Annotated in this window: 19 protein-coding genes; 10 read left to right on the forward strand and 9 right to left on the reverse strand. The window is 70.0% G+C overall.

The window, feature by feature from the left end; all coding sequences use genetic code 11:
- Window positions 1–47: 47 nt before the first annotated feature.
- Window positions 48–614: a DUF2087 domain-containing protein gene (locus ACZ31C_RS30535; protein WP_465798226.1), complete on the reverse strand. Its 567-nt coding sequence runs from the start codon at window positions 612–614 to the stop codon at window positions 48–50.
- A gap of 170 nt (window positions 615–784) precedes the next feature.
- On the opposite strand from ACZ31C_RS30535, the gene ACZ31C_RS30540 reads away from it, so the two are divergent.
- Window positions 785–1,330 (forward strand): GNAT family N-acetyltransferase, encoded by a 546-nt coding sequence (locus tag ACZ31C_RS30540; protein ID WP_465798227.1) that lies wholly within the window; start codon window positions 785–787, stop codon window positions 1,328–1,330.
- Here ACZ31C_RS30540 and ACZ31C_RS30545 read toward each other — a convergent pair.
- Genes ACZ31C_RS30545 through ACZ31C_RS30560 form a run of 4 tightly spaced genes read right to left on the reverse strand, consistent with a single transcriptional unit; the run spans window position 1,299 to window position 4,631 of the window.
- Window positions 1,299–2,126, reverse strand: coding sequence for a class II glutamine amidotransferase (locus ACZ31C_RS30545; RefSeq protein WP_465798228.1), 828 nt, complete (start codon window positions 2,124–2,126; stop codon window positions 1,299–1,301). The two genes, ACZ31C_RS30540 and ACZ31C_RS30545, sit on opposite strands and share 32 nt — an antisense overlap.
- Window positions 2,127–2,155: 29 nt before the next feature.
- The gene (locus tag ACZ31C_RS30550; protein WP_465798229.1) at window positions 2,156–2,950 is read right to left on the reverse strand and encodes an amino acid ABC transporter permease; all 795 of its coding nucleotides are present in this window, start codon (window positions 2,948–2,950) and stop codon (window positions 2,156–2,158) included.
- Entirely contained in the window at window positions 2,947–3,618 is a 672-nt protein-coding gene (locus ACZ31C_RS30555) for an amino acid ABC transporter permease (protein WP_350699589.1), read from the reverse strand. Before ACZ31C_RS30555 ends, ACZ31C_RS30550 begins: the two co-directional genes overlap by 4 nt.
- A 20-nt stretch (window positions 3,619–3,638) precedes the next feature.
- Window positions 3,639–4,631 carry a glutamate ABC transporter substrate-binding protein gene (locus ACZ31C_RS30560; RefSeq protein ID WP_465798230.1) on the reverse strand — a complete coding sequence of 331 codons (993 nt, stop codon included), beginning with the start codon at window positions 4,629–4,631 and terminating at the stop codon, window positions 3,639–3,641.
- A gap of 217 nt (window positions 4,632–4,848) precedes the next feature.
- Between ACZ31C_RS30560 and ACZ31C_RS30565 the strand changes: the two genes are divergently transcribed.
- The 5 genes from ACZ31C_RS30565 to ACZ31C_RS30585 all read left to right on the forward strand — a co-directional run bounded on the left by ACZ31C_RS30565 (window position 4,849) and on the right by ACZ31C_RS30585 (window position 14,731).
- Window positions 4,849–5,829, forward strand: a complete 981-nt coding sequence (locus ACZ31C_RS30565; RefSeq protein ID WP_465798231.1) for a LysR family transcriptional regulator — start codon at window positions 4,849–4,851, stop codon at window positions 5,827–5,829.
- A 508-nt stretch (window positions 5,830–6,337) separates the two neighbouring features.
- Window positions 6,338–12,955: a hypothetical protein gene (locus ACZ31C_RS30570; protein ID WP_465798232.1), complete on the forward strand. Its 6,618-nt coding sequence runs from the start codon at window positions 6,338–6,340 to the stop codon at window positions 12,953–12,955.
- Between the two features lie 437 nt (window positions 12,956–13,392).
- Window positions 13,393–13,653: a hypothetical protein gene (locus ACZ31C_RS30575; protein WP_465798233.1), complete on the forward strand. Its 261-nt coding sequence runs from the start codon at window positions 13,393–13,395 to the stop codon at window positions 13,651–13,653.
- On the forward strand, window positions 13,650–14,306 hold the full coding sequence (locus tag ACZ31C_RS30580) for a hypothetical protein (RefSeq protein ID WP_465798234.1): 657 nt from the start codon (window positions 13,650–13,652) through the stop codon (window positions 14,304–14,306). The genes ACZ31C_RS30575 and ACZ31C_RS30580 overlap by 4 nt, the downstream gene beginning before the upstream one ends.
- On the forward strand, window positions 14,303–14,731 hold the full coding sequence (locus tag ACZ31C_RS30585; RefSeq protein WP_465798235.1) for a hypothetical protein: 429 nt from the start codon (window positions 14,303–14,305) through the stop codon (window positions 14,729–14,731). Before ACZ31C_RS30580 ends, ACZ31C_RS30585 begins: the two co-directional genes overlap by 4 nt.
- Window positions 14,732–14,823: 92 nt before the next feature.
- Here the strand turns inward: ACZ31C_RS30585 and ACZ31C_RS30590 are convergent, their stop codons facing one another.
- A complete protein-coding gene (locus ACZ31C_RS30590; protein WP_465798236.1) occupies window positions 14,824–15,411 on the reverse strand; it encodes a DUF6879 family protein in 588 nt (195 codons plus the stop codon).
- A 53-nt stretch (window positions 15,412–15,464) separates the two neighbouring features.
- Window positions 15,465–15,671, reverse strand: coding sequence for a helix-turn-helix transcriptional regulator (locus tag ACZ31C_RS30595; protein ID WP_465798237.1), 207 nt, complete (start codon window positions 15,669–15,671; stop codon window positions 15,465–15,467).
- Window positions 15,672–15,884: 213 nt separating this feature from the next.
- On the opposite strand from ACZ31C_RS30595, the gene ACZ31C_RS30600 reads away from it, so the two are divergent.
- From ACZ31C_RS30600 to ACZ31C_RS30615, 4 genes are all read left to right on the forward strand, one after another.
- A complete protein-coding gene (locus ACZ31C_RS30600) occupies window positions 15,885–16,031 on the forward strand; it encodes a hypothetical protein (protein ID WP_465798238.1) in 147 nt (48 codons plus the stop codon).
- Window positions 16,028–17,173, forward strand: coding sequence for a helix-turn-helix domain-containing protein (locus ACZ31C_RS30605; protein WP_465798239.1), 1,146 nt, complete (start codon window positions 16,028–16,030; stop codon window positions 17,171–17,173). The genes ACZ31C_RS30600 and ACZ31C_RS30605 overlap by 4 nt, the downstream gene beginning before the upstream one ends.
- 149 nt (window positions 17,174–17,322) lie before the next feature.
- Window positions 17,323–17,664: a PadR family transcriptional regulator gene (locus ACZ31C_RS30610; protein WP_465798240.1), complete on the forward strand. Its 342-nt coding sequence runs from the start codon at window positions 17,323–17,325 to the stop codon at window positions 17,662–17,664.
- Window positions 17,661–18,902, forward strand: coding sequence for a hypothetical protein (locus ACZ31C_RS30615; RefSeq protein WP_465798241.1), 1,242 nt, complete (start codon window positions 17,661–17,663; stop codon window positions 18,900–18,902). The genes ACZ31C_RS30610 and ACZ31C_RS30615 overlap by 4 nt, the downstream gene beginning before the upstream one ends.
- A 183-nt stretch (window positions 18,903–19,085) precedes the next feature.
- On the opposite strand, the gene ACZ31C_RS30620 is transcribed toward ACZ31C_RS30615, so the two are convergent.
- Both ACZ31C_RS30620 and ACZ31C_RS30625 read right to left on the reverse strand, forming a co-directional pair.
- Window positions 19,086–19,424, reverse strand: a complete 339-nt coding sequence (locus ACZ31C_RS30620) for a BRCT domain-containing protein (RefSeq protein WP_465798242.1) — start codon at window positions 19,422–19,424, stop codon at window positions 19,086–19,088.
- A gap of 40 nt (window positions 19,425–19,464) precedes the next feature.
- Window positions 19,465–19,652: integrase core domain-containing protein (locus ACZ31C_RS30625; protein ID WP_465798243.1), on the reverse strand; the 188-nt coding region annotated here is incomplete at its 5' end.

Below are 19,652 nucleotides of genomic sequence, written 5' to 3' on the forward strand. Positions count from 1 at the left end.
GCGGCCGGGACAGCACCGTCCCGGCCGCACGTCTATGCGTTGTCCGATCAGGCGGACGATTCGCGCGCAGGCAGCGTGCGCGACGTGCCATAGGTGGTGCCGGCGCGGTCGCGTTCCAACCAGCCGGCGTCGACCAGCATCCGTCGCGCGCCGGCCACGTCGTCGGTCACCGCAGCCAGCCGCCGGTTGATCTCGTCCTCGTCGCACGGGCCGTCGAGGTCGAGGAAGCGGACCAGCATCTCGGCCAGCAGTTCCCACCTCCGCGACAGGGTCGGCGGAAGGGCGGTCAGCCGGCCGTGCGAGAAGACGCTCCGCAGCTCCGGATAGATCACGAGCAGACGGCTGATCGGCTGCTGACGGTCCAGGTCGGCGGCGGTCTCGCGCAGGGCGTCGAGCCGGGCCCGGTACACGCCGGTGCCGGTGACCACACCGATCGCGTGGAGCCGGGCGAGGGCCGCTCCGGCCTTCGACACGGGGATGTCCAGCGCCTGCGCCAGTTGGTTGACGGTGAGCCCGTCTTCGCCACGGCGGGCGAGTTCAGCCAGCGCCTGCAGGCGCTCGGGGGCGGCGAGCGCGGCGAGGATCTCCGCGGCGTGCGCGGCTTCGGCGGACATCCGATCATTCTGCCCAGTCACCCTCGACTCCGACGAGCAGGTTCCCGGGCAGGCCGGGGCCGGGGTGGACCGTCGGATCCCGACATCGCAGGTTGTCCTGTGGATCATCGCCGCGTACATTGGCCGCCACGGTCTAGCAGTTGCAAGTTCTTGGCAATAAGGTGGTGGAAATGTCCCTCGTGTTCAGAGAGGTGGACGGAGTCGGGCTGCGGCAGTCGGTCGCACAACTCCATCCGATCTACCGAGAGTGCTTCGCGGCACCGCCGTGGAACGAACCGGCCGAGAAGATCGCGGACTTCCCCACCCGGCTCGCCCGGCATGCCGGGCAACCGGGGGCGTACGGCTGGATCGCCGAGCAGGACGGCGAGGTCACCGGCGTCGTGTACGGGTGGCCCGCGCCGACCGAACTGCCGGCGGCAAACGCGTTCGACATCGCGGTGCGGGAGGCCGCAGCGCCGGACGTGGCAGCGCTGCTGGTGGCACCGGCGATGGTGGTGGCAGAGCTGATGGTCCCTGCGGCACATCGAGGACGGGGATTGGGTCGGGACCTGCTGGCGCGTCAGGTCGGTGATCACCCTGCCTGGCTGGCCACCCATCCCGACGCGGCGGCAGCGCGACTCTATGAGCGGGCGGGCTGGGAGCGCCGGTTCTCCTATCAGGTGGAGGGACGGCCGTTGACGGTGTTCACCCGTGCGGCGAGGCCGACGGGCCACTGAGGATGCCGCTCGGACCCCGCACGGCGGCGGCGACCGGGAGTAGTTCGGGCCGGGCCAGGTGCCGGGACACCCGAAGGTCGGAGCGGCGGACCTCGAGCACGTGCCGTTGGTCCAGGTGGTGCCAGGGCGGGGTGGGCTGGTCCCAGCCGGTCGAGGCGACCACCACCCGATCGGGTTCGACGAGGTAGTTGAGGGGGAAGAACCCGGGGCCGCGACGTCGGCTGACAGCGGAGTCCGGATCGTGGTCCGCGTAGGCGAACAGCGACTGCTCGGTGAGCAGCAGGCAGTTGAGGCCGCTGTACCGGGTGGCACGACGCCGCACCTCGGCTGCTGCCGAACTCAGCGCGGCCACCGGGTCGGTGCGGCGCAGGAACTGCCTGACCAGGAGGAAGAACCGTTCGCTGTCGGTCGTACCGGTCACGGCTGCGCGCATCGCCGGTTCGAGCAGATCGTCGACGGCGTCGGCCGGGGAGAAGTCACCGTTGTGGGCGAAGGCGACCGTGGCCGACCGGAACGGATGGGTGTTGGCGAGGACGAGCGGTGACCCGGGGTTGGCCAGCCTGATGTGCAGCAGGGCGGCATCGGTGGTGATCCGGCTCAGCGCGGCGGTGAATCCCTCGCTGGTGTGGGCCGACGTCGGCTCCTTGTCGACGCGGAGTTCACCGTCGTGCCAGTGGGCCACGCCCCAGCCGTCGCCGTGTTCGGCCGACAACTCGGTGAATCCGGGCAGTTCGGTGGCGAGCAGATCGGTCAGGCGACCGGCGGACGCGCCGACCACACCCAACAGACGGCACATGGGCATACTCCCGGGGTCAGGGTGGGCGGTCAGCTCCGCCGCTGCAGAACCGCGGCGAGCCACGACAGCAGCGCGTTGACCGCGACGAACATGAGGGTCATCACGAGATAGGTCTGGATGAGGGCGTGCGTGTACTCGCCGAGCACCCGCCCTGCGTGGAGCAGTTCGAGGAAACCCACCACGTAGCCGAGCGTGCTCTCCTTGAGCAGGCGGATGAACTGCGTCACCAGCGCCGGGGCGACGCGGCGCAGCGCCTGCGGGAGCACCACCAGTCGCATGGTGGCCGCCGGGCTCAGACCCACGCAGAGCCCGGCCTCGGTCTGTCCTGCGTCGACGGCGAGGATGCCGGCGCGGAAGATCTCGGCCAGGGCGGCCACGTTCGAGACCACGATCGGTACGACCAGTTGCCAGAAGATCGGGAGGCGCAGCCCGAAGCGAGGCGCCAGGATCAGGAAGGCGAACAACAGCAGGAGGATCGGCACCGCGCGGAACAGTTCCACGTACGCCACCGCCGGCCACCGGATGACCCGCCGCCGGGACAGCCGGCCGAGCGCGACCAGCAACCCCAACGGCGCGGCGATGACGGCGCTGACCCCGGCGGCCAGGAGAGTCGCCGCGAGACCCTGGAGCAGGAAGGCCATCACGGGCCACTGCCCGAAGATCGTCCACTTGGCGGGGTCGAGCTGGCCGTGGGCGTGGAACTCGGTGATCGCCCGCCAGAACAGCCCGACCAGGAGCACGGCGGTGCCGATGGTCGCCAGCCGGATCCATCGCCGACCCCGGGGACCCGGCTGGTCGAACAGGGCCTGCTCGGACACGCTCATCGCTCGATCGCCACCTTCTTCTCCAGCAGCCCGGTGACGAAGCCGATGCTCAGGGTCAGGATCAGGTAGAGCGCCGTGCTGACCAGGAAGGTCGGACCGGCGTCGGCGAACTCCAGGTTGATCAGGTCGGTCTCACCGGTCAGTTCGGTGACGCCGACCGCCGCGGCGAGGGAACTGCTCAGGGCGATGGCGATGAAGATGTTGCCCAGCGGCTGGACCATCGAGCGGAAGGCGCGCGGAAGGATGACGTGGCGCAGACTGCGTGCCGTGGTCATGCCCAACGCCCGGGCCGCTTCCGCTTCACCGGGCGGTACGGTCCGGATGCCGGACCGGATCGTCTCGGCGATCAGTGCCGCCCCGTACATCGCCATCGCGGTGGTGACCGTCCAGAACAGGTCGTACAGGATCCCGATCTCGGGCAGCCCGAACACGAACAGCACCAGCAGGACCAGCAGCGGCGTGTTGCGCATGAACTGCACGTAGACCGCGGCGCAGAACCTCAGCAGCGGCACCGGCACGATCCGCATGATCGCCACCACGGTCCCCAGGACCATGGCGCCCGCGAACGAGGCCGCGGTGAGCTCGATGGTGACCAGGAGGCCGGCTCCCAGCCGGCCGAGGTGGCTGAGCACGCCGTCGACCAGCGGGAACCCAGCCACCTCCGACACGTACGACACGTGGATCGCGCTCAGCTTCCGGCGGCGGAGCCGAGAACCGGCGGGGCCGGCGGTTCGCCCTCGATCGCGGTGCCCACGGTCAGCTTCCAGATCCGGTCCCACAGGCCCGCTTCGATGATCTTGGTGAGCCATCCGTTGACGAACGTCTTGAACTGCGCGTCGCCGGGCGGCAGCCCGATTCCGTAGGGGTCCTCGGTGAACGGCTCACCGACGACCTTGACCTGCGGGTCGCGCTGCGCGTTGCCGAGCAGGATGGCCTGGTCGAGCACGTACGCCTCGGCCCGGCCCTGGCGAAGCGCCTGGACGCACTGGTCGTTGGTCTCGAGCAGCAGCAGCTTCGCGTCCGGCACCACCTGCTTGAGGGTGTTGACCGCCGTGGAGTTGGCCTGGGTCACGACCGTCCGGCCGGCCAGGTCCGACGGCTTCGTGATGCCGGTCTCCGCCTTCTTCACCAGGATGGAGGTGCCCGAGTTGAAGTACGGTCCGGCGAAGTTGATCTTCTCGGCCCGGGCCGGGGTGATGGTGTAGGTGGCGAGCACCGCGTCGACGGTGTCGTTCTGCAGCAACAGCTCCCGGGTCTGGGCCGTCACCTGGACCAGTTCGACCGACGGCGTCCCGGTGATGTACTTGGCCAGGAGCTGGGCCAGGTAGGCGTCGAAGCCGGACACCTTCCCGGTGGTCGGGTCCTTCAGCGAGAACAGGGCTGCGGTGGCGGTGCCGCCGACGCGCAGGGTGCCCGCCTGCTTGATGGTGGCCGCCCGACTACCGGCCGGCAGATCGGCCGGATCGGCGACGGGGGCGTCGGCCAGGATCTTCTCGATCGACTCGCCACCCGCTCCCCCGTCGGCGGCAGCGGTCCCGGGCGGTGCCGGCAGGGAGGCGGAGCTGCACCCCGCCGTCATGCCGAGGGCGGTGGCCAGCGCCACGGCGGTGGCCAGGACGACTGCCCGTCGACCCGAGGGCCGGCGTCGGCCGCGAGCGGCCAGGGCGGTTGACGGTTCCACTATGTCTCTCCTGAGGGTGTGTCCGGGAACTACTCGGGGGTGGGTGAACGCCGGCCGCTCGTGGTCGGCCGTGGGCCGCCGACGGATACCTGGGGCACCCATCCGATAGCGAGGGTCAGCCGGATTTCGGTTGCGGACAAAGCATCGGGGCCGACGCTGCCGAACGTCCAATCAAAACGTCACCGAGCATTCATAAGTGGTCTTTATGATTCAGCTCGTGTTGGACACGCATCAGTTGCTCATCCTGGCCGAGGTGGCACGCTACGGCTCGTACACCGCCGCCGCCAAAGCACTCGGCTATTCCCAGCCGGCCATCAGTTATCAGATGCGGCTTCTCGAACGCGCCGCCCGGGCGCCCCTGGTGATGCGGGCGGGACGAGGAATCGTGTTGACCGAGACCGGCCGCCGACTGGCCGACCACGCCGAGATCGTGCTGACCGCCCTCGCGGCCGCCGAGTCCGAGCTCAGGGCGATGAGCGAGCAGCGGGCCGACACCGTACGTCTGGGGGCGTTCCGGAGCAGCTGCGCCACCCTGGTCCCCTCGTTGCTGGACCGACTCGCCCGGAGCACGCCTGACGACGGCGGGGATCCCGCACCGCAACTCGTCGTGCAGCAGGTCGAACCACCCGAGGCCGCGCAGCTCCTGCGGTCCGGCAAGATCGAGATCGGCCTGCTCTGCGACTGGAGCAACGAGGGCACCGCCGACGCGGAGCGCGGCCTGCGCCGCGTCTCGCTGATGACCGATCGCCGGTGCGTCGTGGTGCCGGCCGACCACTGGCTGGCCCGGGAGACGGCCGACGGTGACGAGGTCGACTTCGCCGACCTCGCCGACGAGCCGTGGGTCATGGAGACGGTGCGGGACCGCTTCCTCGCCGCCTGCGCGGCGGCGCGTTTCGCACCCCGCCTGGTGGCCACCGCGGACGACCATGTCACGATCCAGAACCTCGTCACCAGCGGCGTCGGCATCACCCTCATGAACGAGCTGGCCATCTCGGCCCACCTCGACAGTCGGCTGCGCGTCCGGCCGCTGGCCAACTGGCCGCACCGTCGGATCTACGCACTGGCGTCGCCGGAGGTCCTGCGCGAGGCGCCGGTGGCGCACACGGTGCGCGAACTGCGCACGGCCGCGCGCACCCTCCGGGGCCGCCTGCGGTCGGCCCCGATCGGCGTCCAGCGCCCTGGACTCCAGGCGGCGTAGGGGCCGCTGCGGCCGCGCCCCACGGGGCGAGGCGCGTCCGCAACTCCCACTTAACCTATAGGTTAACGGGTGCATTGGATCACACTTGCTGACATCGCACCGCCGCCGGACCTAGCCTGTCGGCATGAGTGCAAGCAGGTGTCCCATTCGACGCCACTCCGTCGAAATCCTTCGGTTCCGCGGCACCACCGGCTGAGCTTGACGACGAAGCCGCAGACGGCTTCTCGATAGCGCCGCCGGTGGCTTCGACATTGCGGCGCAATTCTTCGCTCCGGTAATTGTTCCTGCATTTGTCATGCGCGGGTAGCGCATTCCTCGATCGCATCGCTCCGCCGTTGCGAACGGTCGTGCCCTCAGGCGGTGAACCGGTACGCGGACCGCCGGAAACGAAGGGGGGAACCAGCGGTTGACATCGCCACAGGGCGAATCCGGGGAAGAATCGACGCCCAGGTCCACGCGCCGGGGCATCACCGAGGCGGTACGGCAGTACGGATCGCGGTTCGACGGCATGCAGGGACTCGAACACATCGCGCCGGTGCCCGAGGCCGTGGTCCAGTGGCTGCTCGCGCAGGTGAAGGCGGCGGCCGGTACCCCCGACTCGCATGCCTCCCTCGACGCGGATCTTGGACGGCGCCTCACCTCGGACTACCTGCTCACCGAGTGGCCCCGGATCCGCAGCGAGACCGGGTTGCCGCTGTCGAGCCCCGCCGACGGCGACCGGACCCCGTGGCTGCGGGTGCTGCTACGCGACGCAGTGGAAGCGGACCCCGACATCGAGCAGATGCCCGACGGCCCACCCGTCACGCTCCAACGCTGGGCATTCGGCGGATGGGAGGTGGCGGAGAGCGGCGGCGCAAGCGACCTGCGGACCGTACGCGTGCCGTTGACCTACTCGCACCCGGTGCCGGCGGACAGCGGCGGCGTACTGCGGCGGATGGCGCTGACGGTGCAGCCGACCGTGACGTACAACCAGGCGTCGACCTCCGCGACGGTCACCGGCGCGGTGCAGGCGCTGACGCTGCTGCGCAGTCGCGAGCGCTCGTGGCCGTACCGCTACCGGATGCGGTGGCAGCTACGCATGGGCGACGACGTGCACCGTCCGTGGGCCGACCTGGAGAACCCACCGCCCGAGCGGTTGACGGTGTGGTTCCCGAAACACCTGGTCCAGGCTCCGAGCCCGGACGAGGAACAGCCCGTACCGGCACCGCTGGAACTCCTCCGTACCGACCTGCCGCTCTTCGGCGTGCAGTCGGTGCTGAACGCCGACCTGATCTTCCGCGACGTCATGGCGTCGTTCCGGCCGCACCTCGCGGCGCTGTCCCAGACGTCCAGACGAGACCTGTGGGAGTTCTTCGGCGAGTACAGCCTGCGCGCGAACATCCCGTTGTCGTGGACGGGCAGCCACCCGTCGCCGCTGTTGTTCGACGACGACGGGTCCGTGATCGGATATCTCCGGATGCGGACGGCGTTGGTCGCGCGGGAGGTCACCGGTCCACCGACGCAGGACGCCGTGCTGGAGTCGCACGTGCTGCGGATCCTGCGGGTCGACGGTTCGGCAGAGGTCACCAACGCGGTCGGCGTCGACGTCTTCGCGAATCTCGGCATGTCGGCGCCGTCCGCCGATCCCGACACCGAGCCGGCCGGCGGGTCCGTCCGGGGGCAGGTCGGTGCGCGGCACCAGGTGTCGCACACGCTGGGATCGGGTGGTGGGGCGCGCACCTCGCACTCGCTGCGGGTGCGCAAGCCGCTGATCCCGCAGGCCGTCGACGTGATCTTCGAGGTGGAGCTGGTCCGCGCGACCGGTGCCGCCGCCCGCCCCGAACCGGTGACGCCGCTGGGCTCCGGCGTGACGCACCGGGCGATCCTGCGGGTACCGTCCGCGGACGTCGTCGGCCGACGACCGACCACACCGCGCTACCTGCCACCAGAGATCGCGCAGCTCCGCTCGATCGGCGTCTCCACCACACCGTTGCGGGTCACGGCCGACGACTCGTTGTTCGCAGCGGTCGAGACCTGGCTGACGGAGCACGGCTTCCTGCCGCCCGAGGACGAGTCGGCGCTGGAGAAGCTGACCGACGAGGCGACCAGGGTGCAGCGCCTGGTGAACGCGCGCAAGCTCGACGTGGCCCGCTCCGGTGTGGGGCTGCGCGGCGCCGTGGACGAGATGATCGAGGGTGGCTATCCGATCGTCTTCGAACTCCCGGTCCGTGGCGAGATCCAGCGTGTCGAGGCGCGCATCGTCGCCGAGCGCCGTTTCACCGGCGCACCCCAGGGAGGAGCCGCCCACTTCCTGTTTCTGCCCGACGTCCAGACGCTGAACTGGACGGGTTCGACCCTGCCTGCCAGTGAGGGTCGCAGTCGTTCGCCGTTCGGCTGGAACGGTGGCGTCGCCGGTTCCTCCACCAACCCGACCGGAACGACCGAGGCGGATCGGCCGGTGCAGGGTCTGTCCGGTGGCGTCAACCGCTTCTCCCGGCCCGCCACCATCACCGACACCACCATCGGGTTCGGACAGGAGTCGTACGCCCTCAACCCGACCGGTGACGGTTCGCAGGCGTTCCGAGTGCCGGTACGGTTCCGCCTGGAGATCTCGTGGAGCCACGGCGATTCGCCCCCGCCGACCGAGGCCGACGGCACGTTCGCGTTGGCGGTGCCCACCTATCGCACGCTCGCCGAGCCGGCGGAGATCCGCCCGCACCGGGATCCCGCACCACGGGGTGTCACCGACCAGGATCGCACCAGCCTGGACCAACCAGACGAGGTGATCTACCGCAACGGGGTGCTGCGGTTGCCCAGCCTGGCGCACGTGGACCGGGTGGAGGGCAGCCGGGTGATCCGGGCGGTGGTCAAGGCCCTGATCGGGGGCGACCTGGAGATGCAGCCGGTGCGGCCCCCACGCAGGCTGCCGGGTGCGGCCGAGACGGATCGACCGCTCCCCATGCCCGGCGCCTTCCCGGTCGACGACGCGATCGCACCGGTGGCGGCCCTCGGTGACGACGCCCCGGCCCCGGAGAACCGGATGGTCTGGCCGTGGGGCGGTCGCACGGCCCGATGGCTCGGCGAGACGGCGATGTCCGGGTGGGCATGGTTGCGGCGGCGGACGATCGGCGAGCCGCTGGACCGACCGGAGACCATGGCGCAGGAGGTGGCGCACGCGGCGTTGTCGCCGCACCACCTGGTGGCCAACGCCCTGCAGGTCTTCAACAACCAGTACGTGACCGAGAACATCGGCGGGCACGGCATGGTGTCGGGCACCGACGTGTCGGTGACGGTCGAGGGCTATCTCACCGACGTGCGACTGCTGCCCGCGCCCGGCGTCATGGACATGGAGAGCTGGCTGCAGTCCTTCGACGGTTCGTCGCAGACGGCGGAGGACAGCGTCGGGTACGAGCTGCCGGCGACGCTCACCGGCACGTACGGCAGCGTCACGCAGTTCGTGCCGTCCGGGACGTACACCCATGTCCGGCGGACGGACACCCGCACGACGTTCAGCGACAACACGATGGCGTTCCGGGTCACCACGGAGAACGACGTCACGGTGTTCCGCTTCTCGGCGACGGCCGTCTATCTCGTCACGGTCACCAAGGGCCTCCGCAACGTGGTGGCCGGGACACTCGCCGGCCGGCCGTACGTCGAGTGGCAGGTCGCGGTCGAACTACCCGAGGCCGTGGAGTTCCTGCTCGTCGAGAACGACCTGATCAACCACCCGGAGCTGCGGCAGATCCCCGGCGTCGCGCCGGCCGACCCGCAGACTGTCGCGATCGCCGACCGCACGCTGCCCTCCTGGTTCGTGCACGGCCACGGCAGGCTCGGTTTCGGTGTCGCCACCGCAGTGCTCCCCCGGGGTCCGCGTCCGCAGTTGCGCACCCACGTCCGCGCGCTGGTCGAGGCCCAGGCCCCGGGGGTGACCCGCCCCGGCCACGCCGCCTACCTGCCCGGTGTCCGATCGCGGATCGCCGACCACACGTCCACCCTGGGGCTGCGGACCCTGATCAACATCGGCCCCGAGGGCCGCGCCTCGTTCCACTTCGTGCACCGGTCGTGGCTCGGGCCACGGCTGGTGGAGGTCGAGTTCCGCGCGCAGCCGGTGGAGGACGCCACGCAGCTCGCGGCGCGGCGAGGCCGGCCGACCTCGTCCAGCGCGGGCCTGGACACCATCCTGGCCCACTCGTCCGGCGAAGGCGGCTCACTGCAGACCCCGGGCGCGAGCAAGCAGAGCGTCACCCGGGTCGTCGCCAACAGCGCCGCCTTCTCCCCGATGGTCAAGCAGCACGGCCACCAGGCACAGCCGACTCTCTCGATCGGCGCCCAGCACCAGCGTGTGCAGACCGCGACGTCGCTGCGGGAGTACCGCACCTGGGAACGGACGATCGCCACCACCCAGTTCGACCGTGTCCCCTACACGCTCGGCGTCGCCGTACGCTCGATGCCGTTGGACGACGCCCTCGTCGTGCGGGTGGGCCGGGCCGCGCTCAACGGGCTGCTCACCCCGGGCCGTCTCGTCCGGCTGGCCTGGCCGAACCTGCCGACGCTCAGTGCGGTCGGTGAGTCGTCCCACGCCTTCGCGGCCCTGGTCACGTTGCGTTTCAGCGAGGCGGAGACACCGCGGGTCCGGGTCGCCGACCAGCGGCGGGTCGCGCCACTGCTGCTCACCTCCGCCCCGACCTCCGTGGTCCCCCCGCCCACCGACGCGGTCGTCATCGAGCTGGAGATCCCGGCATCGGTCCGTGACCTGGTCACCGGCCCGTGCTGGCGGCCGAGCCGACCGTTCTCCGTGTACGACTTCGACGCGGTCACGCAGCTCGCCCTGGCCATCCGGACCGTCGACCCGTCCCTGGCCGACGACGATCAGCTGCACAACTCCACGTCTGCCGAGGGCATCTTCGTCCGCCTGTCCAGCCTCGCCCGCACGGGCCGGGTCACCATGCTGGAACCCGCCGCGGTGGGCCGGTTGCTGGGCCGTGCGGGCAGGCCGGGTACGTCGCTGCAGTTCGCGCTCTTCTCCCCACGGCCCGCCAGCTCCAGCCGCAACGTGGCCATCGACGGCATCAACGCCAACACCGACAGCTTCACCACGACCGTGATCGGGTCGGTGATCCCGACGATGACCTTCGGCGACGCCCACCCGCTGACCCGAGACGTCACCAACACCGGTGGCCCGACGGTGCCGGTTCTCGGGGTCGACGCACCGCACGGTCAGGGCGTCGGTGGCTCGGCGCAGCGCCGCGAGATCCTCCGGTTCGGCACCCCCATGGAGTCGGCCGCCGGGCTCGGCACACCCGGATACGAGGTCGTCGCCGTCGCGGTGGTCCGGGTCGACGGTCCCCACGGCACCCGCTGGGTCGTCGGCAACATCGAGATGCGCACCACGGAAGCACCGCCCGGCCCGACACCGGTCGAGGTGGTCACGCCCAGGGCACCGGAACCGCCCACTCCTGCTCCGGACGTCGCGCCGACGCGTACACCGAGCGTGGCTTCGTTGGACGTCACACCGACACCGCCGCGTACGCCGAGCATCGCGTCGCTGGACGTCGCGTCGGCCTCACCGGCACGCTCCGCACCGCGTACGCCGCGCATCGCGTCGATGGGTGTGGACGTGGAACCGGGCGCGGTGATCGCGCACGACGACGTCGCGTCCCTCGGCGTCGAGACCGGCGCGGAGCAGACGCCGGTCGACCTGCCGTCCACGTCGGCGGCCCCACCGTCCGTCGCGTCGACGGTCCGCGCGGACGGCGGTCCGGCGGCCGTCGTCGCCGCCCCTGTCCGGGACGACCCGCTGATGCCCGAGGAGATCAGATCCGTGGACGGGGTCTGGTTCGCCGGCGCCCCGCCGGGACCGCGCGACGAGCTGGCGCTGGCCTCGCTGACGCAGGCGGTGCGGGCGGCGGGAGCGCAGCGGCACGTCGTGGTCGTCAACACGCCCCGGCTACAGCCGCAGCACGCCTCCGTCGTCGCGGCGATTCGTCAGGCGGTGGATCGGCTCGCCTGGTGGGACGGGCGTGGCGTGGTCGTCGCGGTGCTGCGCGCCGACTCGCTGCTGGAGGCGTGGCTCGACCGTGCGGCGGTGGTAACCGTGCGGCGGGTACCGGCACCGGTCGACAAGGACCGGGTGGCCCTGGACACCGTATGGGAGCTTCGCGGCACGGGTGGTCGGCGCGAGCTGTTCCGGGAACGACCGACCGCCGACCTGGTGACCGCAGCGGTCGAGGCGAGTCGGACGGTGGCACGCCCGCCGCTGCCACGGGACCTGGCTCGGTGGCTCTCCACCAACACCTGGCCGCAGCGGCAGGCCATTCTCGACCAGCTCGGGGAGCGGCTCGTACGCCCCGAACTGCTCGACGCGCTCGAACAGACCATGACCGCCGAGGGACGCCCGGGGGGCGTGCTGACCTGGCTCGACCAGGTTGGTCCGTGGCAGGTGGCCGAGCGCATCAGACGCGACTCGGAACGCGTTCGCCACGAGCTCGGGCTGGCCGATTCCCACAGCACGCGGCGCGGGATCGCCAACCGGGTGCTGGAGGAGATGTGGGCGGAGAGCCGCGTCGCCCGGGAACTCGCCGCGATGTCCGTGCTCCTGCGGCGTGAGCTGGCCGCCCGTGACGACACCGTGCCCCCGGGTGAGGCGGTGACCGCCCCGGTCGTCACCGACCCGTGGAGCCCACGTCCTCCGGTCGCCGGGCTGTCGGCCGGGCAGATGTTCGCCTACCTGACGCGCAGCGAGCCGCAGTGGCGGGATCCCCACGCCGGCCGCTTCCTGCTTCGCGCGGTGTTCGACCGCCACCTGTCGTACGACGATTACGCCGCACTGGTCCTGGCGGGCGGCACCAGCACGAGCCAACGGGTGGAAGGCGTCATCGCCACGGCGGTCGCCGTCATCCTGGAGCTGTCCCGACGGGTCCCCGATGAAGACCGCGACGAGGAGGTGCTCCGCAGCATCGACGACGTGATCACGAGCGTGCAGTGCCTGATCGACCCGACGCTGCGGGTGGAATGGGTGTCGCGGACCGATCCGGCCTGGTGGAGCGGTACGCCGCTGGCCGCCAGCCTGCACCGCGACGGGCGGCTCTCGTCCGCGTCAGCCCGACTCGACCACCTGGCCGCGCTGATCGCCTCGTGCGGCTACTGATGCCGACGAGTTCTTGCCGCGACATCGGCTACCTGGTCCCCGGCAAGGGTGCCCTGACCCTGGTCCTCTCGACCTTCGGGGCTGCGGAAGGCAATTCATGTTGGATAGTGTCTGCCTCGCTACGGCGTGTGTTGGACGCCAGTGCCCCGCAGCGGACCGGAAGGACGGCATGGCCAGCATCGAGCAAGTCAAGGCCGAACTTGCCCAGGCAGCCGAGCAGTGCAACGCCACGACGAACCAGATCAGAGCTGCCATCGACGGCACCGAGCAGGTGCTCTCCCCGGCTGAGGGCGGTCGCGGCCGGCACCGGGCACCCCGCGCTCTCGGAGGCGATCAGCCGCGCCGAACAGAGCAAGCAGCGGCTGATCGAGGCGGCCACCGTCCTCCAGGGCAGCACCCAGGCCGCCCGGCAATACATCAGCATCCTTGGCTGACCGGTGAGCGTCGGCGAGGTCAAGGCAGCTCTCGGCGACGCCAACTACCTGCTTGAGCAGGGCAGGAAGACGATTGAGGGTGTCGGCGACTCCCTGGACGTCGTCTCCGCGCTCCTTCTCGCCACCCTGCACGACAGCCGACGGGACGAGGCAGCACAGGCCCGCAAGGCCATCGCCGACGCGGTGCGCGAGGTGAAGTTGACCCTGCGGGCGATCACTGCCGCACAAGAAGGCGGCAACGCGTACCGGAAGGTGTTGGGATGAGCAGCCTGCTCGCCCAGGTCATCGCTCAACTCAAGTCGGCCGTGGACGACCTGGACGCACTGGCGGTCCGGGCCACACGCGCCGCCACGGATGTCAGCGAGGCAAACAATCGGTATGTGGCGGCTGGCAGGGGTTCCGATCACCCGACGCTCCGCGCGGCGGTGGCCCAGAGCCGCATCGGCACCGACAAGGCTCACCGGTTAGCGCGGCTCAGCAGCGAAGCAGCCCGGAGTGTGAGTGCCTACCTCAATGCCATCGCCCCGGGCTCGGTGACTCAGGCAGCCGCCGCATACGGGCCACCTTCTGGCGAGGATCTCGTGGCGGACAGCGACCGACGCGACCTCGCTCGGTCGAGAGCGGGCGGATTCCTGAACCGCTTTGCACGAAAGGCCGACGATGCGCAGGACCTGGCGTCAGAGTCGACGCAGGCGCTTACGCAGTGGGCCAAAGCCCTTCGCGACACCAACGGTCCCGCCGGAACCCAATCAGCCGGAACCGGAACCCCGCCTACCCCGGCACCCCCACCTCGGCAGAAGATAGATGGGGCAGAAGCCGCAGGCAACCTTGTCGTGGTCGGTCTGCTGGCCGGTGTGGCAACCCATCGCGCGGCCAGATTGATCCGCAAGTGGAGAGCGAAGGGACAACAAGAGTGACGAAGCAACCGCTCGGCGACCTGATCCGAGCTCTAGCCAAAGCGGACTGGGATGCTGTCGACACTCTCGTGGTCGAGATCGGCCAGCATGGGATGGCGAACAGCCTGCGGGATATCGGGGCCGCCTTCGCCCTCGCGGCCAACCGACACTTCGGCCCCGACACCACCCCAACCGAGGTGGCTCAGTGGGTAGCCGGGCTCCGCGCGCAATACCGAGGACCTGAGCCCTTTCCGGCCCTCGAAATGGAGGGTCTCATTCGAGCCGCTCTCGGCGAACCGGAACTGGTCGACACCATCGCCCCCGAAACCGCGCTCGGCGCAGAACTCTTCATGCTCGGACAGATACTCCTTGAAGAGAACCTGAGTGCAACGGAACTCGACGAGCTCGTGACGGATGCGGAGGAACTCGCGGCCGAACACCTGTAGGGATCGGTCGCCGGGCAGCAGCGTTCTCAGCAGACGATGACCTCTTCGTCGGTAACGAAGTCGAGCGTCCCGGCAGCGAGGCCCCCCTTCCTTCAGCCCTGCGGCTCGACGGGCCTGCCGTCGGACCACAGCGACTCGAAGTGCTCCACGTACCGGTCGAACACTCCGCCGTCCTGCGCACGCCGCAGATGCAGCGTCACGGAGTCATGCCCGAGCCCCGCACCGATATGCGTGGCGACGATGGCCTCATCGTCGAAGATCCACACGGACATGGCGAGATGGCGATCAGACAGCCGGACCGGGACCCCTGCGTCGACCTTGCTGACCTCAGCCCGTGTCATCGCGATGCGCGTCGCCAAGGTGAGCGGGGTCGCTTCCAGCCGGTCGCGTTCGGCCGTGACTGAACTGTCCGGATCACCGAGCAGGAAACGCACGTTAGCCCCGGCCTTGGCCTTGGCTGCGAGGACTGCGGCACCATCGGGCACCTCCAGCCACACGAAATAGCTGGTGTATCCACCGAACCACAACCGGGAGGCGGCACGCGCGATCGCTTCGCGAAAGATCGATCGGGGAAGATCGGCCCGGCGTGGGTACATGCCGACCAGTTCCCGGTCAGTCCCAAGCTTCGCAGCGCGCCGGATGATGTCGGGCCACAGCATGCTCACATCTTTGCTCAACACCGCTCCACGGCCTTCGCGCCCACCTCGCATCGTTGAGCGACGCCAACCGACCGTCAGTCCTCGTCGGTGGCCCGAGGCTGCCGGTACTTGGAGATCCACTCCTCGATGTCCTCGGCAAGCCACACCTTCATTCCCCGTAGCTCCTGATACGGCTTTGGGAAGGTGGGGTACCGGGCGAGCTGCTGGAACCGCTGTCGCGAGACGTCGAGGCGCTGCGCGATCTCGTAAGGCCCCATCAGGCGGCCTGGCCCACGGTCCACGCTTCCGAACGTAGGTAGATGCACTCTACCCTTTTGGCAATTGCCTGTTGACTAGACCATCGGGTGGATGCAAACCTGAACAGGTGAACCAATACGTCTCACAACATGATCATCTGACTCTCTACGATGTCAGCGTTCCGTCACCCCCAGTCGAGGCATCCCCGAGTTCGGGCAGCGACCGGGCTCCCGCCCCTGCGGCAAGGTGAGGGTGGCGTGATTGTCGAGATGGTGCCGGTGCTGCTCGGTGCCGTACTGCTGGGGTTCCTGGCCGGGCTGTTCGCTTTTCGGGTGAAGTCGCGGTGGTGTCCGCGCTGTGGGGAGTCGACCGACGCCATGCCCCCGACCGGCGGCAGCAGATGAGCCACCGGCGTGACCACAACTCCGTACCCCTCGGGCGGCGGGTGGCCGAACTGCGAGCACACCGGGGCATGACCCAGCAGGCGTTCGCGGATCGGCTCGGCAAGTCCAAGAGCTGGGTCGACAAGGTCGAACGCGGAGTACGACAGCTCGACCGGTACTCGGTGATCCAGGAGATCGCCGACGCGCTGCGCCTCGATCCCGAGATGCTCCTCGGTCCCTGCCGGCCGCCACCCACGACGCCGGGTCTGGACGGTGTCGACGCGATCCGGGCCGCTCTGGCCCGTTACCAGCATCAACCGGCGCACACCGTCACGGCGCAGCAGGCCGATCGGCAGGTCGCGCACGCCTGGATGAGCTACCAGCACGGCCGGTACCCGCAACTCGTGGGGACCCTGCCCGGCCTGCTCGACGCCACCCACGGTCTCCGGAGCCTGCTGGCGTCGACCTACCGGATCGCCGCCGCCGTCCTGGTCAAACTCGACCACGCCGACCTGGCCTGGCTCGCCGCCGACCGGGCCGTCGCCACCGCCGCCGGTGACCCCACCCTCGCCGCCAGCGCCACCATCGCCGTCGCCCAGGCGCTGCGTGCCCTCGGCCACCACCGAATCGCGCTCACCGCCGCGCTCACGGCGGCGGACACCACGGACGACGACGCCGTACGCGGCACCCTGTTCCTCCAGGCCGGGCTCGCCGCCGCCGGTGACGCTGACCGACGCAACGCCCACGACCTGCTCGACCACGCCGCCGTCCTTGCTGAAGGACCCCTCGACCAGACCGATGGGTATCACACCGGCCTCGGACCGGTCGCCGTCCAGGTGGCACGTTGCCTCGCCGCCCACCGCCTCGGCGACACCGTCGAAGCCGTCCGGCGACACGAACTCGCCCTCGCCGACGACGGCTGGCCACGGCTCCCGCCCGAGCATCGCGCCGCCCACCTGCTCGACGCCGCCCGCGCCCACCTCGACGTCGGCGACCCCGGCCGAGCCGGACACGCGCTGCTCTACGCCGACAGCGTCGCACCCGCCGAGGTCCGCAGCCGTCCCGTCGCGCGTACCCTCCTCGCCGAGATCATCCAGCGCAGGCCCGCACCGGCCGACGTCGCGCGACTGGCGGCCGTCGTCGGCCTGACCCGACAGTCTTGATGTTAGGAGGGGACCCTTCCTATACACGAGGCGTTAGCAGGGGTCCCCTCCTTACATCCGTCGACGTTCCGGATGGGCGGACGCACGCTGTGGATCCACTCTGACTCGATAGTAAAATGATTTGTATATTCTATCGTGTGACACGTCCGATGAGAGAACCGACGTTCTGGATCCTGACCGCCCTGGTGGAGCAGCCCCGCCACGGATACGGCGTGATCCAGCAGGTAGCGAAGCTGTCCGGTGGTGAGACGCGGCTGCTGCCGGCCACGCTCTACGCCGCACTGGACCGGCTGGCCGCCGAGGGCCTGGTGGAGGTCGACCGGGAGGAGGCCGTGGACGGACGGCTCCGCCGCTACTACCGGCTGACCGAGGAGGGCGGCGCCGCGTTGACTGCGGAGACGCACCGACTCAGTCGCAACGTGCAGACTGCCACCCGGCTGCTGAACACCCTGCGTCCGCCCGCCGGGCCGGCGACGGTGACGTTCGGATGAGCGAGACGAGATCGGCGACGCACCGGCGCTACCGTCTTCTCGCACGCGCCTACCCGCCCGGGCCTCGCCGCGCCGAACTGCTCGACACGATGCTCCTGGCCGCCGAGGACGCGGGTCGCCGCAGACCTGCCGTACGGGAGATCCTCGACGTGCTCCGGCACGCCCCGCGAGCGCGGCTGGGGCGACCGGGCAGCCGGGCGGTGGTCCCCGTCGCCGTCGTCGTGGCGCTGCTCAGCGGCTTCATGACCGCGTCGCTCGCCGCCCGTCTCGTCGGCGAGACCGACCGGCAACTGCCCACCACGACGGAGATGGCCGGCATCGCCGACCTGGTCACGCCGGGTGTCGCGGCCCCCGCGCTGGAGCGGCACGACCGCGTCTTCGTCAACGGTAACGGCGAGGCCCAGTTCAGCCAGGTCCGCTACCAGGCCGATCATGTTGCGCCGATACCCGACCTGCGCAGCTATGACGCCGAAGTCGCCGGCCGGCTGACCGCCGCCGGCTGGAGGCTCGAGCCGACGTCCTTCGCGGGTCACACCGATCTACGGACCGCCGAGACGCTGACCGCCGTCAAGGACGGCTGGGTGCTGACCTTCGCTAACAACAACCATTCCCTGGAGCCGGCAGACGGTGGTTGGTTCGAGGTCTCGGTACGCCGGGCCGAGCCGGCCTCGCTGCCCGCCGCGTTCGCGGCCGGTGGGCTGCTCGGCACCGCAATCGGCTGGTTGCTGGCCGGCTGGGCGAGCCGCCGCTCGGAGCACCATCCGGCGGCCAGTGGCCTTCTCGCCCTGCTGGCCGTCCTGGCCGGCGGGAACGCCGCCTTCTTGATCGTCCACGTCGTACGGGACTACATCGCCGTCGTCGACAGAGGGTTCGCCACTCACGAGGGACCGATCTGGTCGTGGATGGTTCTCGGCGACGAAGGCCAACTGCTGCTCGCGCCGACGATGCTCGCCGCCGTCGTCGCGGCCGTGATCCTGGCCCTGTGCCGCCCTCACCGCGCAAGACCCTCGTCCCGCCCGTCCCCGGTCCCACGCGTCAGCAAGCCGATCGTGCTCGCGACGTTCGGGCTGTTGGCGATCAGTACGGTCGCCTGCACAGGGTTCGGCCGGGAACTGGTCGTCATCGCGGTGCTCATGGCGATCGTGTGGGCAGTGCACCTGGGGCGGACCAGACCGGCCGCCGTACCGCCGGATCCACAATCCGGCGCCCCGGACGACCGGCCGGGTATCACCAACTAACTGCGCACCTTCAGGTCGATCGGCGCCGACGACGGGCGGCACACTATTGCCCATACGTGGAGCAGCCAGGTCGTCGGCAGATTCTTGACTCTGCCGACGCATTAGGACGGTCTGGCGCGGGAGAGGTGCCAACGCCTCTCCCGCGCTGATTCGCACCGCAGACGATCTGCCCGTTCAGAGGATTCAGCGCATACCGCCAGTCGCCCCTACGTGCCCCGCGTCACCGTCTGCGAGACCGCAGAGCATCTGCTTGTAGGCAGCAGGGTGCACGATCGGAATGCCGTACTGGCGGGCCTTCTCTGCCTTTCCGGACATACTGTCGGGGTCTGCGGCCACAAGCAGGCAGGTACGCTTCGTGACGTTGCTGCCCACCCGCAGCCCGGCGGCTCTTGCCTCATCCTCCCATTCCGACCGTGCGGGTCGCATCTCACCGGTGAAGACCACCAGGTCACCGGGCCGGAGATTCCACTTGTTGCGGCGGCGCGGCTGCTTCGGTTCAGTGTCGGCCAGGGCAAGACGCAAGGCATCATCGGGGCTTGACCCCTGACCCTGGACACGGGGTTTATGCGGCCGGGGCCAGCGTAGCTGGCGCTGGCCGGGTGCTCTTCTCGTAGGTGATCGGTGATTGCTGTCCGAGCCGTGAGTGGCGTCGGACGGTGTTGTAGCGGTGCAGCCAGCGAAACGAGGTCAGTCGTGCTTCGCGTTCGTCGGTGTAGGCGCGGCGGCCTTGCAGGGTCTCGCGTTTGAAGG

It is taken from the genome of Micromonospora sp. NPDC023869 (assembly GCF_055559695.1).